We start from the raw sequence: 15,199 nt of genomic DNA, 5'->3' as shown, positions 1-15,199 counted from the left end.
TCGTTCGAGACCCGGGACGCCCGCGGTCAATCTGCGGTGCCTACGGCGTCTTCGTGGTTGGTCTCGCGTGGTGCGCGGGTAGCCGCGACCGTCATGAGCAGGCCGCACATGGTCAGGCCCGCTGCTGCGAGGTAGATGGGCCTGGGGCCGGCAGTGGAGTCGGTGATCAGACCGCCGACCAGGCCGGCGCAGGCGGCTGCGACCTGGTACCCGGAGGCGTTGACGGCCATCGCCAAGGTTGGAGCGTCGCCCGCGGTCATCATCACGCGAGCCTGCATGCCGGGGATGATCGCAAAGCCGAACAGACCAATCACGACAACTGCCACCCCAGTAAAGGCTGTCGAGGTCGCGACGAACCAGGTGCCGACAAGTGTTGCCGCCAACAAGCCGAGCAGAGCGGGTTGGAACAATCGCGGGTTGCGATCGTAAAGCGTGCCGCCGACGAGGTTGCCAATCGTCGCGCCGACGCCATAGGCGAGCAGCAGAATCGGCAGACGGGTCGTCGAGTGACCGCCCAGGTCCGTGAGCAGCGGCGCGAGATAACTGAACACCATGAGCACGCCAACGTTGCCGACCGCGGTGATGGCCAGTGCCAGTAGTACCGGCGGTTGTCGCAGCACTCGCAACTCTGAGACCGCGGAGGTCCGACCCTCCTCACGGGGCGGGGTGAGCTGCCAGAACACCAGACCTAGCCCGATCAGGCACGCAACGGTGATAGCGGCGAACGTTGAACGCCAACCCCACTGACCGCCGATCTGGGTGCCGATGGGCGCGCCGAGGATCATGGCCAGGTTCATCCCGAACGCCAGCCGGGCAACCATGGTCCCGGCTCGCTCGGGTGGCGCGGACTGCACCGCGATCACGATGGCTTGGGCGAAGAAGGTCGAGGTCACCAGTGCGGTGACCACCCGGGCTGCCAACAGCAATGAGAACTCGGGAGCGAGAGCGGAGACCGCATTCCCGACGACCGCGACAGCCAGCAATGACAACATCAGTGGTTTCCGGTCGACACCGGCGGTCACCGCAGTAAGCACCGGGCCGCCGATGATCATGCCGACGGCGTACGCCGTGACCAACAACCCTGCGGTGCCGACCGTGACCCCGAGGTCGGCGGCGACCTCGGGCAGGATCCCGGCGACCACGAACTCGCCGGTGGTGATGCTGAAGACGCAGAACATGAGGATGGCAAGTCGAAGCATGACCGGCACGCTAAGCTCTCACGTCAACGTGAGAGTCAAGCCCGAGCCGTGAACGGAGCAGCCAGGTGAAGATCGGCGAACTGGCAGATCGGACCGGAGCCAGCGTGCGAGCGTTGCGCTATTACGAGGAGAAGGGCGCCCTGAACCCGGACCGGACCCCCAGCGGATACCGAATCTTCGCCGACTCCGACATCCACAAGGTCGCGCACATCCAGACCCTGCTCGCGGCGGGCCTCGGCATGGACCTCATCGGCGAAATCCTCGCGTGCCTGTCCGGCGAATCCCTACTGCTAGACGACTGCCGCGAACGTCTCAAAGCAGAGCGTCGCCGGATCACCGACGACATCGACCAGCTCGTCCACACCCGATCGCTGTTGGATGAGTTGCTCGCCACCACTCGCGGACCCGCTCGACGAGACACTGCTGAGCCATCCGTCGCGTAACCACCAGCCCGACTGTCACAAAGGTCCTGCCCCGCAACAGCTAGACGACTCCGCGCGACCGATAGTAGGCGGCCGCCCGTGGATCCGCCAGCAGGGGGCCGTGGACCTGCAGGACGTTCATGCCTGAGTTGATATTCGCCTCCAAGATGACGGGGCCCGACTCAGCGATGACCACGTCCCAGCCGATGTACTCCATGAACGACAGGCGGTGTGCGGCCTCCAGAACCAGCGCCTTTGTCTGCTCCCAATGCGGCACCTGGTGCCCCTCAATCGGAGCGCCGGAGTCTGGGTGGGTGCTGAACCACTCAAGCTCGTTGCTTTCAGGCAGCTGTGCAGCTGCAGAGAGCTTTCCCGTCTCGAGGTTCACGTTGGCCGAAAGACCGCCTCTGGTCCAGTTGTCCACATGCCCGGAGCGCTGCGATCCGATGCGCTGCGAGGCGCGAAGAATGAACGGCGAATGGTCACCGGTGATATCCGGCATGGTCAGCAGCCGTAGGGTGTTGGTTGAGTGCGGGTTCAGCGCGGTTTGGTCAGGATGCTGAACGATGGCCGCCTCGAACAGCATCGGGCGGGGAAAGTCCCGCACCCAGGCGGCCATCTCCTCGATGGTGCTGGCGCGGCCGTCCATCCGATAGCCGCCGTCGTCGTCGACCTTCAGGGAGCGGACGCCGTTGGCCTCCGCGCCGTGCAGCGGCTTGACGAAAATATGTCCTCGCTCAGCGAGTGCCTGGGCGAGAAACTCCTCGGTGGGAACGCGGCCGCTCTCAGGGAATGGGTGGACATGGCCGCGAGTGTGCAGTCCCAGCAGATCCACCACGTCGGAGTCCAGGCCCAGACTGCGTACCAGCAGGAAGAAGGAGAACTTATTGTCCAGGACCTCCTGCAGATGCGGATTGACCATCCGTTTGGTGCGGAAGTAGCGCTGAACATCGTTGATATAGAGCGCCGGATTATTGCCCTGCTCGAGTCCATAGAGGGTCACCGAGCGAGAGAGGAAGCCTCTGCGCCACCAGTCGGGTTTGCGGTTGCCCCAATCAGTCTCCCAGCGGAACTCCTTCCGGAGGAACCGGCGGGCGGCGCCGAACTGACGCCGACGGTAGCGGTAGGTCTTTGCCGCGCGCTCGGGGATCCCCCGGGGATCCTTCACGTTCTCTACGAGTCGTCCGGCAGCGCGTTTGGCAAACCCTGGCCGCACAAATCCCACGCTGCGTCGTGGCACCTCGGCCAGGTCTGGGTCGTCCTGCTGCTCGGCATCCAGGTAGGTCGCGCTGTCCGGGTGTTGGCCAGCGTCATCGGGAGTTGAGGGCTGTTCAGGCATGAGGCGATGCTACCGGTGGCGGCTGAGGATCACGGTGATTGACGCCTGCAAAGTCACGAGGTGCGGGCGGCCGCCCGGCGCATCGCAGTGTTCAGCGTGCGGATGAGCTCGGCCTGCCTGTCGGCAGAGACTTCCGGCAGGAGCACTTCCAGATGCTCGATGGCGTGTCCGAAGCGCCGTTGGTCGACCAGCAGGCCGAACCGCTCCTCGTGCCATTGCAGCACTGCAGCGGTGTCAATGCGCAGATTGATCGTTTCATCGCGCAGAAAGGCAGTCAAGGTCTGTTTGAGACAGCCGGAGAGCAGCAGGGCACGCGGCACGTAGTGACCGGCATGCATGACGTGGTGGATCTCGAGGTCGTCGAATGCGACTGCCAGGTCGGTGTCCACGTAGAACCGATCGACCCTGTTCTGAGGGTCCAGCAGCACCACCTTTCTGCTGCTCACATCGGGCACCCCGCCGTCGTAGATGTCCTCATGAAGGAACCCGGGGCTGGTGAAACGTATAGGAAGCCTCCTGGAGGTCACCGGATGAGCAGGAATCCGAGGAGACAATGCCAGAAAATGGGCAGCCACTGGGCGGGCGTAGTAGGCAGCGCAGTACCCGCCCAGGGATGTTCCGTACAGGTAGAGCTCGTGCGAAGCCGACCACGGCGCTACGGCTTCCTGAAAGATCTCACGGGAGAGAAATTGGTATTGGGTCTTGTGCCGCTGTTTGACAGCGATGTACGCGATCCCCAGGTCTGCGGCGATCTTCTGTGCGAAGCCGGGACTCTGCAGGCCGGACCCAATCTCGCCGAATCCCACCAGCACCCGTCCTTCGTAGGCAGGCGCAGCGGCGGCAGGCGGCGCGTGATACTCAATGCGGTAGTCCTTCCCGGACGCCAGCACCTCGGGAGAAGCAGCGGCGGCAGGCGGTGAGGGATGTGCGCTGTCCTTCATGCCACCTCGTGCAGCGTCTCGAGGGCAGTGTGCTGGATGCGCGCTTGCTTGGCCGGTGGCCTCATGCTGAGGCTGTTCAGAGTCGCTGCTGCCACTGCGGATCCTTCGACTGTGAATTCTGCAGAGGTGGAAGTGAGTGCAGCACTGCTGACCGCCGCCCCCACCCGGGCTGCAGCTTCGCGGACAAAGTCCTCGTATGCGCTACCCGAGAACTTTCCGAACGCGGTGAGGCGGAACCTGCCCGTCCCCTGGTATGACCCCAGCTGAAGACCTGTCGCCTCCGCAACGAACTCCAGGTGCCCGCGCGCCACGGAGCGGGGAGGCCCGTACATGGGGAAGTCGTGAGCTGACACCCCGGGTGACGAATTGATCTCACAGACGTTCACGTCCTGCTCCTCGACTGAGAGCCTGTGGTCCTTCATCAGGATGTCGATGCCGACCAGTTCGATTCCTGGTATGACCTGCTTGGCGGCGACGGCAACTTCCTTCACCGAGGCGTGGGTCTCGTCAGTGATGTCAATATGGTCGCCGCCGGAGCTGAGATTCGCCGCACTGCGGAGATAGACCTTCTCCCCGGCCTCTGGTACGTAGTCGAGGTCCTTCCCGGACCGGCTCAGGTGGTTGAGAACCAGAGAATCTTTCTGGATCAGGCGGCTGGCCAGGTGCGGATTCTTTGCCCGCAGCTGGTTCTTCTCATCGATGAGGGCATCGACCGAGGATGTTCCGTCCCCGACCACATTGGCCGCATCCTTACGCCACGCGCCGACAACTTCGGAGCCGAGAACGAGAAACCTGTAGTCCTCACCCGGAACGTGAGTCTCGATGAGGAACCCCCTGGAGGAGTCTGCTTCCTTGATGGCCAGACGGAGCTGTTCCTCATCAGTGATGTTTGCGGTGACGCCACGGCCGCCCGAGCCGCGAAGCGGTTTGACGACCACCGGCCATCCATGCTCTGCGACGAACCGTCGCGCCGAATTGATCCCCCCGCTGGGCATGCGAGCACCGACAGCTGTGGGAACGCCGCGGGCCTGCAGCAGGGTCTTGGTGACGGCTTTGTCGCCGCACATATCGAAGGCGACCATGGAATTCAGCGAACTGCCCGACTTGCGGAACCCGACGGCCTTCCCGGATGCATCGCTGACCTGAAGCAAGGTGGTCGTCGGGCGCAGCACCGTCAGACCACGAGCAAGCGCCTCGGATTCGATCAGAGCGCTCTCCAACGGCTCTTTGTCAAGGTGTACAAGAGGGTTCTCCCCATAGTCGTTGGGAGCACCGACCTCCGGATCCGGGACCGCATCCGTGGAGGTGTCCGGGAAATCGTCCAGCTTCAATTCGGTGTGTCCGCCCACCTGGTCGGGCTGAACGAGGCTGTCGACGGTGACCGGGGTGTACAGCGGCCCCATCACACGGGCTATCCGGGCAATGTCCTCTCGTGCATCGCTGCGGGTGTAAGAGCCGTCATCGCTCAGCAGTGTTTCACAGGGAACCACCGAGACGACGGCCTCGGGGTGGTAGTCCTCCACAATGCGGCCAGGTATATAGCCGTCTCTCGTGATCACGGCACGGCCGTCCTCGGACCTGCCTAGGGTCAGGGTCCCGATGAAGGTGTCCTGAGTAATCGGCTTCTTCCTCCGAATGTCGGAGAGGAAGTTGCCGCCGGAGAAGACAACCGGGACGTCCCGACCGTCGCTGGAGCGCATGCGCTCGTAGCGCTGAGGACAGTGCGAGTGGGACCCGAACACATAATCGGCTCCTGCATCCACAAGCATCTGTGCGTAGCGGCGCTGAGTGCGGGTGATCCGCTCCGTATACTCCGAGCCCCAGTGGGCGTAAGCAAGCACGAACTCGGCGCCCTGCTGCCGGGCGGCCGCGATATCAGCCTCCACGCGTTCCTGCTCGAAACGGCTCGCCACAGCTTGCAAGCCCTCTGGGGTCAGATTGACCTGCTTCATCTTCTGCCGTGCTGGATCCAGGTAGGCGACGACAGCGATGGTGTAGCCCTTAATTCGGAAGAGGGTGTACCGCGGTTCGTCAGCACTCGCATAGAGACCGCCGTGAACCAGGCCGACTCTGTTCAGCGCTTCCAGAGTCTGCAGCACTCCGAGCGCGCCGGTGTCATACATGTGATTCTGTGCGTTCATCACGGCGTCGAATCCGCAGTTGCGCACTGCGGCCACGTACTCCACTGGAGCATTCAGGTGTGGACGGTCCTCCACGTAGGTGCGCTTGCCCGCACTGGGGTACGCCGGGGAAACCATCGTTTCCAGGTTGCCCAACGCCAAGTCTGCACTCTGCAGAATCTCGCGAACCGGTTCTAAAGCTGCTTCGTAGCCGGCCTGGCCTGCGCCGGAGCGGCGCTGCATGCGCGATCCGCACATCAGATCCCCCACCATGGCGATGGTGAGGTCTTCCCCGGGCGAGGACCCGGACCCGTGATACACGCCGTCGCGGTAGGTCAGGCGCGGCTCTGTCACTTTCAGGTGCGGGGGAGGCCCTGCGGGGGAGTCAAGCGGTTCCATTGGGGGGCGTGCCTCATAGCGGTCCAGGACCCCGTTCAGCAGTTCAGCGTCGTGCAGGATCTTCTCCACCGGGATTCCGGCAGTGACGCCCATTTGGGAGACAATGGGGCTGTCCGGCAGGGCGCCGTGGCGCAGCGGATTGCCCTGCTCAACGGCGAACTGCGCTGCCGCCGAATTCTCCGCAGCCACGAGGGTGGTATTCGGCTCGAATGCTTGGGAGCGCAACTCAGTCACAGTGACCGGAATCTTGACCTCGGTCAAAGCGTGACAGCCGGCGAATGCTCGATCCCGGATCGACTCCACGGCCGAGTGCAGCCACAGCGACTTCAGCGAGACGCAGCCTTCACAGACTGAACGGTTCAGCACTGTGACCTGATAGGGGATCACCAGCTTCTGCAGCTGGGCGCAGTTCTCGAAGGCAGATTCGCCGATGTACTGCAGGGCCACCGGCAATGAGGTTTCGACCATCCGCGAGACGATACTTTCGTCTTTGGGTCCCACCTTGACCCGGTGCGGCAGCTCCTGCAGGGCGCTGCAGTCGGCGAAAGCGCGTCTGCCGATCTGCTGGAGAAGGTAGGGCAGGTAGACCTTGCGCAGTGAAACGCACCCTTCAAAGGCCTGCCGATTGATGACGGTGAGGTCCGACGGAAGATCCACCTCCACCAGGGAGACGCAGCCGGCAAACGCTTCGGCGCCGATGAGCTCAACAGTGCGCGGGATCCGGATGCTTCTCAGCTGATCTGCACCCTTGAACGCTCCGCGTCCGACGGCGGTCACAGGCTGACCCTCGACGTGGTCCGGGATCTCGACCACCGGTGTGTCATCAAGAGCCCCCAGGAGCACGGCTCCGTGCTCAGAGACTCTGAAGCGCAGGCCTTGCACCGCCACTGAGCGGTACTCACTGCGGGGAGAGGTCTTGGCGGCCGGTGCTTTTGCGCTCGGGCGTGGCGACGGGGGCTGCGGCGCCGCAGCCGGTCTGCCGGCGAGATCCTGCTGCAAGGACCGCGCAGCTGAAGCAGCAGTGCGCCTGGCCGCACCCAGTCGTCTGCGTACAGCCTTTATTACCCGACGGGTCTGTGGGGATGGCAAGGCGGACCTCCTTCTGCCGCATTCGTCAGACCGTTCACAAGCCGATCCCTGGCACCTTACACCGGCAACATGGGACATTCCCTGCACCGATCCTGTCATGAGCTTCTGTGCTTAGCGGCGCGCCCTCCGCCCATGGTCGGGATGGGGCAGAATAGTGGGCATTGCCCGAGCAATGGGCGCATCGAGCAACCGAGGGAGGTGGTGGAGCCAGTGCACCTGAAGACGCTCACCGTTCGCGGCTTCAAGTCCTTCGCATCGGCCACCACCTTCGAATTCGAGCCTGGTGTCACCGCAGTGGTCGGGCCCAACGGGTCGGGGAAGTCCAACGTGGTCGACGCGCTTGCGTGGGTCATGGGGGAGCAGGGAGCGAAGTCCCTGCGCGGCGGTTCCATGGAGGACGTCATCTTCGCCGGCACTGCTGAGCGCCAACCGCTGGGCAGAGCGTCGGTGTCACTGACCATCGACAATTCCGACGGCGCCCTGCCGATCGACTACACAGAGGTCACCATCTCCCGAACCATGTTCCGGTCCGGGGGCTCGGAGTACACCATCAACGGCACCAAGTGCCGGCTGCTGGATATTCAGGAGCTGCTCTCTGATTCCGGCCTGGGCCGGGAGATGCACGTGATCGTGGGTCAGGGACAGCTCGATCAGATTCTGCACGCCACCCCCGAGCAGCGCCGCGGCTTCATCGAAGAGGCTGCTGGAGTGCTCAAGCACCGTCGCCGCCGTGAACGGTCAGTGCGCAAGCTGGAATCGATGCAGACCAACCTGGACCGGCTGGAGGATCTCATCGGTGAGATCTCCCGGCAGCTTGCGCCGCTGGGGCGTCAGGCCAAGGTGGCCCGCCGTGCCCAACAGATTCAGTACGACGTCCGGGATGCACTCAGCCGGCTGATCGCCGACGACCTGGTCCAGGCCGCAACCGCTCTGCATGCCTCGAGCACCGAAGAGCAGACTGACCGGGAGGCCGCCGAGCGCCTGCGTGCACAACTGGCCGACCAAGATTCGCAGATCGCAGAGCTCAGCCAGCAGGCCGAGGCGCTGCGCACCCGGTCGGACCGGCTCAGCGCAGGAGCCCACCGCCTGGCCCAGGTGCAGGAGAGACTCCGGTCCGTAGCCTCCTTAGCGGCTGAGCGATCTGTCAGCCTGCTCTCCACCGCGCAGAGCGACCACTCCACCGGACGGGACCCCCAGCAGCTGCGCGAGACGGCTGACCAGGTCAGCCAGGAGGCCGCCGTTCAGAAGGAGGAGGTGCAGCAGGCGCAGGCGCGCTTGGACGAGCTCTCAGCCGCCCGGGCAGAGGCCGAGGAGGCGCTGCGCTCCGAGGAGGCCCGCATCACCGAGCAGCTGCGCGCGGTTGCAGACCGCAGGGCAGGACTTGCCACCCTCCGAGGGCGGGTGGAGACGGCTCAGGGCCGAGCGGAGGCCGCGGAATCCCGACGCCGCCGGGCTGCCGAGCAGCATCAGGCAGAGCGCGAGTCCTTAGAGAGCGCCAGGGCGGAACTGGCAGAGCTGCAGCAGCGCATCGCCTCGATCGAGACCGGTGAACCAGACCTGGACGAGGCCTACAGACAAGCCCAGCACCGCTGGGAATCCCTGCGCGAGAAGCACGGGGAGTTGGCGGAGGCCCAGCGGCGCCTGGAGATCACAGTCAGCGAGTACCGTGCACGACTCACGGGACTTCACCAGGCACGCAGCCCGCGCGACGGTGCAGCCAGCCTGAGCTCCCACCAGCAGGACTGGATCACCGGCTCCTACGCGGAGAAGCTGCGGGTGGAGCCCGGCTGGGAGAAAGCCGTCGCTGCCGTGCTGGGCAGCCTGGACACCGCCATGGTGGCCGCAGACGCCCAGTCCGCCGCCTCTGCACTGGATTGGTTGGCCGCCCATGACGGCGGCCGCGCCCACGTGGTCTTTCCCACCGACGGGCCCAGCCCGCAAGCGCCTGGGGCTCCGCTGCCGCAGGACGCCCACTGGGCCCTGGACCTGGTCACCGCCCCTGCGCAGCTTGCCGCTCCGCTGGCGGCAGCTCTGGACGGGGTGGTGCTGGTGGCAGACCACTCTGCTGGCGAGGCAGCATTGCAGACCGACGGTGTGCGGACCGCGGTGACTCCCGACGGCGTCATTATGAGAGCGGGGGAGCGGATCGGCGGGACCCCGGTGGAGAATGCCGAACTGGCGCTGACCGCTCAGATCGACGAGCTGAAAGACGCACTGCAGCAGGCCGAGGCGGAGTTGGAAAAGACGACCGCGGAGGAGGCCGAGGCGCGTTCATCTGTCGCCGAAGCTGAGCTGCAGGTGAACCAAGCCCTGGAGGCGCTGCAGGCCAACGAGGCTCAGCTGGCCGCCACCTCTGACCAGGTCCAGCGGCTCACCGCGGAGATCACCCGCGCCCAGAACAGGGTGGACAGCTTCGCTCGGGAGATCGACGACGCCGAGACCGCCGCAGCTGATGCCGCCGAGCAGCTCACAGAGGTCACCGCCAGGCTCCAGGCCGCCGAGTCGCAGGAGGCGGTGGAGGAGCCCTCCACGGCTGAGCGCGACAAGCTCACCGAACAGGCCTCGGCAGCCCGCCGGGAGGAGGTCGATGCCCGCCTGGCGCTGCGTGCTGCCGAAGAGCAGCTCACTCAGCTGCAGGACCGTGCCGCGGGGCTGCGCCGCTCGGCCCAGGCGGAGGAGCACCGGCGGGAGCAGGCTCAGCGCGCCGCAGCGGCCCGCCGCGAACGCGCCGCGCAGGCCCAGCAGATCCAGCACGAGGCCGAGCAGGCGATTGAGGAGATCACCGCACAGCTGGCGGCCGCCGAATCTGCCCGGACCGCAGCCGGGCAACGGCACCAAGAAGTCAGCGCTCAGGTCCAGCAGCTGAGCGATCGCCGCTCCCACGAGGCACGCCAGCTGGAGGAGATCACCTCCAGACTGCACCAGGCAGAGCTGAAGCAGACCGAACTGCGCCTGGCGCTGGAAGCCGCCGAAGCCCGGGCCGACGAAGAGCTCAGCCTCACCGCCGAGTACCTGATCGAGCACTACGGGCCGGACCAGCCGGTGCCGGACCCGGATGCAGAGGTCTCAGACAGCAGCGATGAGGTCCCGTCGAACAGTGAGGCGGCAGGCCGACCCTACGTCCGAGCCGAGCAGGAAGCCCGGCTCGCCAAGGCGCGCAGAGATCTGAAAGCACTGGGGAAGGTCAATCCACTGGCCCTGGAGGAGCACGCCGCCCTGGAAGAGCGGCACAGTTACCTGCAGGGACAACTGGCAGACCTGAAGAAGTCCCGGCAGGACCTGCTGGACATCATCGCCGAGGTTGACTCCACGGTTCACCGCGTCTTCGCCGCCGCCTGGGAAGACACCCGCATCCAGTTCGAACGGGTCTTCTCACGCCTCTTCCCCGGAGGCGAGGGGCGATTGGAGCTGACCAACCCGGAGGACATGCTCAACACCGGCATCGAGGTTCACGCCAGGCCCCCGGGAAAGAGGATCCGCAGGCTCTCCCTTCTCTCCGGCGGAGAGCGATCACTGACCGCCGTCGCGCTGCTGGTCGCTATCTTCAAAGCCCGGCCCAGCCCCTTCTACGTGATGGACGAGGTCGAGGCGGCCCTGGATGACACCAACCTCTCTCGCCTGCTGGTCATCTTCGAGGAGCTGCGGGAAAGCTCTCAGCTGATCGTGATCACCCACCAGAAGCGCACCATGGAGATCGCCGATGCCCTCTACGGGGTGTCAATGCGCCAAGACGGCTCCACTCGGGTAGTGTCCCAACGTCTGAACAGGGATGCGGCACCCGAGAAACAGGAGGTCCCGTGAGGCTTTCGCTTCCTCAGCTGCGCCGCCCGCAGTGGCTGCGTGTACAGCATGCAGAGGCCATTGCCTATCGGGTTCCGATGAACCTCTCGGCTGAACACACCCGGCGCACGGTAGCGCCGCTGAACTACGTCATCAGCCTCACTGCCGTCACAGCAGACGGACGCGAGGTCACCGGCCTTGGAGAAGCGCAGCCCAGGGTGGGGCAGACCGGTGACCGCCATGACCGCTCCTGGGCCTTGCTGGACGGGGCCTTGAAGGATCTGGTGGGTTGGTCCCTGGACCTCGCCGACCCGTTGGCGAGCATTCGGCGCCGGACTGAGGTGCTCGAGTCCGCAGCTGGAGCAGATGAGCTGGACGTCGCCTTCCGTTGCCGCGCCACTGTCATGGGGATCGAGACTGCGCTGCTGGACTGCGCGGCCAAGGCCTCAGGCGTCACTCTCGCCGACCTGCTCGGCCGGCGCCGGATCTCCGGAGTTCCCCCGGCGCCGGCTGCCCTTCGCGAAGCTGACCCTGAGGCGCTGGAGTCATACTTCGGCCGGCGTGCCAAGCGGCAGCGCGGCCCGGTGCGGGTGATCTGCGACGGTGACGCACCCAGTGACCTCCTCAAGCTGGAAGAGGTGCTCTACGCCTGGGGACGTGAATCGGCGCGCACAGGCGGGCAGACGCTGTGGGTCTCCTTTCGGCGACAGCTCCAAGCCGACGAGGCCCGTGGTGTGATCGATGCGCTGGCGAAGTGGAGGTCGGAGGGCTTGGCCCCGGGGCGGATCATTCTTCAGAACCCTGTGGTTCGGGAAGAGACCGTCGCACTGCAGCGCTACGCCGACGATGCGACCGCTGAGGTGCTCACCGGCCTGGATATCCGCATCATGGCGCGGCAGTCCGGACCTCACGGCACCGCAGAGCTGCTCCAGCAGGGAGCCGGCGTCCTGAGGACTCTGCACCTGCGTCCGGGCCAGGCAGGAGGTCTGCTGCGAAGCCTGGAGCAGGCCGAGCAGTTCCTCGCCCAGAACCCCGCCGGGCACATTCTGATCAGCCAGTTCCCAGGGGCCTCTAAGATCACCCGCATGGCGCACCGGGACTTGGCAGTGGCCATGCCCGGAGTCCAGCATCTCACCGGTGCTGCGGACGTGGAGCGTCGCTTTCTCCTCTCCAGCCGAGAATCGCGGCTGCGTCGCTCACCGGCCCTCAGACTCGGCATGGGCCTGCGACTGCGCTACGAGGCGCTGGTCGCACGCGCCCAAGCCCGCATCTTCCACTCCAGCTCAGAGATCGCAGCCAGCGGCCCCTCGGCCAATGAATACAGCGATGTCAATTACATTGCGCCCATCGGCTCGTACGCGGTGCGGGGTCATATCTTGGAGCGGGAGGCCCTGGCCTACGGGCTCAATACCGTGCGTTACAACAAGTCGGCATTCGCCGCCACGGACGGGGCCCACCCTCTGGTCCACTTCCGCGCCTCACGTTGGCCATTGTCGGGTGTTGTGGCTTCATCAGTGGCCCGGAACAAGGAAGCGACCCGTCTGCTGCTGCAGCGCCACGACTGTCCGGTGCCGCAGGGCCGGACGTTCCCCGGCGGCGCTCATGAGAAGGCCCTGACCTATGCCGATCGGATCGGCTACCCCGTGGTGCTCAAACCTGCCGAAGGAACCATGGGCACCGGTGTGACGCCCAATATCCAGACGCGCTCGGAATTGTCCGCGCTGCTGAGGCAGCTCGACAGTGGGACCCATGGCAGCCAGCCCTTCATCGTGGAGAAGCACGTCCGGGGCAATGACTACCGAATAATGGTCATCGGAGACGAGGTCTTCGCCGCAGTGGAGCGCATACCAGCTTCGGTGGTGGGCGACGGGGTGCAGACCATCGGCCAGCTGATGATCCAGAAGAACATGGAACGTCAGCGAAACTCTCATCTGGGTCAGCTGCGCGTGAAGTTCAACGCGTCCGCCAAATACATGCTCAGCAAAACCCCCTACTCCATCACGAGCGTGCCGCCGGCAGGGGAACGTGTCACCCTGGCGCCGACCAATAACCTCACCCAAGGCGGAGATTCTGTAGAGATCCTGGAGGACCTTCACCCCAGCATCAAGGAGGCTTCAGTCCGTGCGACTCGTGCGGTGCCTGGTATGCGGTACTGCGGTGTGGACTTCCTGCTGGAAGACCACACCAAACCGCTGGAGGAGCAGGATGCCGCCATCGTAGAGCTCAATGCCATGGCAGCCTTGCCAGTCGCCGAGTACCCCATGTACGGGACTCCGCGCAGAATCTCTGAAAGATTCATGAGGGAGACCATCCAGTCCTACGGGCTGACAGCGCGCCACCAGCGGGCCGAGCGCCTTAACCTATCCCTGCAGGTCGTGGGGCGAGTCAGAGACGTAGGGTATCGCCGCTGGCTGGCCCGGCACGCCACATCATTCGGCCTCTCAGGCTGGGTGCGCGCCGCCGGCGAAAACGAGATTCATGTGCAAGCCTCCGGACCCACCGAGGCAGTCTCCGCCCTCGTGGTGCTGGCAGTGCTGGGCCCGCCCAAAGCCATCCCCGAATTCGTGCGCACCGAGCACATCACCCAAGCGCCGCCGGACGGATTCCTCACCCCAGATCTGGAAGACCTGGAGGCCGAGGATGAGGCTCTGGGTGACAGCACCGAGCCCGGAATGTTCGACGACGGCGCCGATGCCGGAGCCTCAGGGACTGACGTGTTGGAGGAGGACACCGCATGAAGCCGCCCCGACCCCCGGCGCGAATCGGCACAGCTCTGCCAGCACCAGCTGACGTCATCAGCGCCGATCTGCTGGATGGATGGTTGCTCCACACGGCAGCGCTGCGCAGCGGCGCGGCCTGCTCCCTGCTTCCCGGTCAAGTGCTCATGCTGCCCGGACGGGGGAGCGGGGGCGCGGAGGCATCCTTCGCCCACGGTGTGGCCAACACCGCCGGGGTCTCCACGGTGACCGCTCTGGAAGACAGACGGATCCGGCGCGAGCTGCTGAAGTCATATGAGATTCCTGCACCGGAGTCTGCAGCATTCTCAGTGCGGCGCGGGTACGAAGCGGCCCTGGCCTACGCCGAGTCGGCAGGATGGCCCGTGAGACTCAAGCCGGTGGTGGGCGAGGCCGGTATTGAAGTGATCTCCGATGTCCGTGGTCCTGAGGAGTTTGCCGCGGCGTTCGAATACTTCCAGACCGCCCCCACGCGGCGGTCGAACTTTACCAGCTCTTCCTATTCCTTCACGCAGATCTTCATGCCCCGAGGACGTACGGGACTGGCAAAGCCAGGCTATGAGGTGATGGTCGAGCCGCAGATCCCCGGCACTAAGCTCAGGATGCTCACTGTGGACGGTGAGGTCGTCTCCGCACTGCACCGTGGTGGCGGGGAGACCCGATACACGGATGTCCTTGCCGAGATCGACAGCAGCGTCGTCGATCTTGCACGACGAGTGGCGGGCCTGTTTCCCGATCTTCTGTGTGTTTCTCTTGAGGTGCTGGTGGCGAACCCTGCCCAGCCTCTGGATGCACAGCAGCACCAGGTTCTGGAGGTCTCCGAACGCCCGTGGCTGCACGTGCAGTATCAGGTGTCTGCCCAGACTGCTGAGCGCATTGCGGGGCGAATACTGCGCGCCGTCGACTCCACGGCCGGCGAGGCCACACACCCCATCGACGTCGATTTCCACTGGGAAGGGCTCGCCGATGCCGAACACGAACTGCCGGTCCTGCAGCGCGCTGCAGCTGCAGCGCAGGTCCACTGCAGTGCAGAGATTGGAGACGACCTGGGAGGAAGTCTGCGCGGCAGACTCCGGGGCTCTGCCGATGCCATTGCGCTGCTCACAGAACTGGCGGTGGCCGGCAGACTGCTCGAGGACCCGGTGATGTGGGCCGAGACCACACCCCGGTGAGCG

At 65.2% G+C, this 15,199-nt stretch carries 8 protein-coding genes; 4 read left to right on the top strand and 4 right to left on the bottom strand.

The genetic code is table 11. The features are described from left to right. Nucleotides 1-26 precede the first annotated feature (26 nt). Nucleotides 27-1,199 (bottom strand): MFS transporter, encoded by a 1,173-nt coding sequence (locus tag Q1K09_RS03030; RefSeq protein WP_184393584.1) that lies wholly within the window; start codon nt 1,197-1,199, stop codon nt 27-29. 65 nt (nt 1,200-1,264) lie between these two features. On the opposite strand from Q1K09_RS03030, the gene Q1K09_RS03025 reads away from it, so the two are divergent. Continuing rightward, complete coding sequence (locus Q1K09_RS03025; protein WP_184393581.1) at nt 1,265-1,642, top strand: MerR family transcriptional regulator; 378 nt, start codon at nt 1,265-1,267, stop codon at nt 1,640-1,642. Between the two features lie 40 nt (nt 1,643-1,682). Here the strand turns inward: Q1K09_RS03025 and Q1K09_RS03020 are convergent, their stop codons facing one another. Genes Q1K09_RS03020 through Q1K09_RS03010 form a run of 3 tightly spaced genes read right to left on the bottom strand, consistent with a single transcriptional unit; the run spans nt 1,683 to nt 7,233 of the window. Next, the gene (locus Q1K09_RS03020) at nt 1,683-2,960 is read right to left on the bottom strand and encodes a sugar-transfer associated ATP-grasp domain-containing protein (protein ID WP_300343099.1); all 1,278 of its coding nucleotides are present in this window, start codon (nt 2,958-2,960) and stop codon (nt 1,683-1,685) included. A gap of 53 nt (nt 2,961-3,013) precedes the next feature. Beyond that, nucleotides 3,014-3,901, bottom strand: a complete 888-nt coding sequence (locus Q1K09_RS03015; RefSeq protein WP_300343097.1) for a hypothetical protein — start codon at nt 3,899-3,901, stop codon at nt 3,014-3,016. Next, nucleotides 3,898-7,233, bottom strand: coding sequence for a CapA family protein (locus Q1K09_RS03010; RefSeq protein WP_300343095.1), 3,336 nt, complete (start codon nt 7,231-7,233; stop codon nt 3,898-3,900). The genes Q1K09_RS03015 and Q1K09_RS03010 overlap by 4 nt, the downstream gene beginning before the upstream one ends. A gap of 477 nt (nt 7,234-7,710) precedes the next feature. Here Q1K09_RS03010 and smc point away from each other — a divergent pair, with 477 nt between their 5' ends. Genes smc through Q1K09_RS02995 form a run of 3 tightly spaced genes read left to right on the top strand, consistent with a single transcriptional unit; the run spans nt 7,711 to nt 15,196 of the window. Beyond that, nucleotides 7,711-11,310: a chromosome segregation protein SMC gene (smc, locus tag Q1K09_RS03005; protein WP_366908905.1), complete on the top strand. Its 3,600-nt coding sequence runs from the start codon at nt 7,711-7,713 to the stop codon at nt 11,308-11,310. Continuing rightward, nucleotides 11,307-14,027: an acylphosphatase gene (locus Q1K09_RS03000; protein WP_300343093.1), complete on the top strand. Its 2,721-nt coding sequence runs from the start codon at nt 11,307-11,309 to the stop codon at nt 14,025-14,027. Before smc ends, Q1K09_RS03000 begins: the two co-directional genes overlap by 4 nt. Further along, nucleotides 14,024-15,196 (top strand): hypothetical protein, encoded by a 1,173-nt coding sequence (locus Q1K09_RS02995; RefSeq protein ID WP_300343091.1) that lies wholly within the window; start codon nt 14,024-14,026, stop codon nt 15,194-15,196. Before Q1K09_RS03000 ends, Q1K09_RS02995 begins: the two co-directional genes overlap by 4 nt. The last annotated feature ends 3 nt before the right edge of the window (nt 15,197-15,199 follow it).

Source organism: Nesterenkonia sp., assembly GCF_029265375.1.
In the GTDB taxonomy this organism is placed as follows: Bacteria; Actinomycetota; Actinomycetes; order Actinomycetales; family Micrococcaceae; genus Nesterenkonia.
This window is presented reverse-complemented; position numbering and strand designations above follow the sequence as displayed.

What these genes read in the sequence shown, in the direction of transcription:
- Q1K09_RS02995 (WP_300343091.1), top strand. Translation starts at nt 14,024, where the DNA reads ATGAAGCCGCCCCGACCCCCGGCGCGAATCGGCACAGCTCTGCCAGCA.
- Q1K09_RS03015 (WP_300343097.1), bottom strand. Translation starts at nt 3,901, where the DNA reads ATGAAGGACAGCGCACATCCCTCACCGCCTGCCGCCGCTGCTTCTCCC.
- Q1K09_RS03020 (WP_300343099.1), bottom strand. Translation starts at nt 2,960, where the DNA reads ATGCCTGAACAGCCCTCAACTCCCGATGACGCTGGCCAACACCCGGAC.
- Q1K09_RS03030 (WP_184393584.1), bottom strand. Translation starts at nt 1,199, where the DNA reads ATGCTTCGACTTGCCATCCTCATGTTCTGCGTCTTCAGCATCACCACC.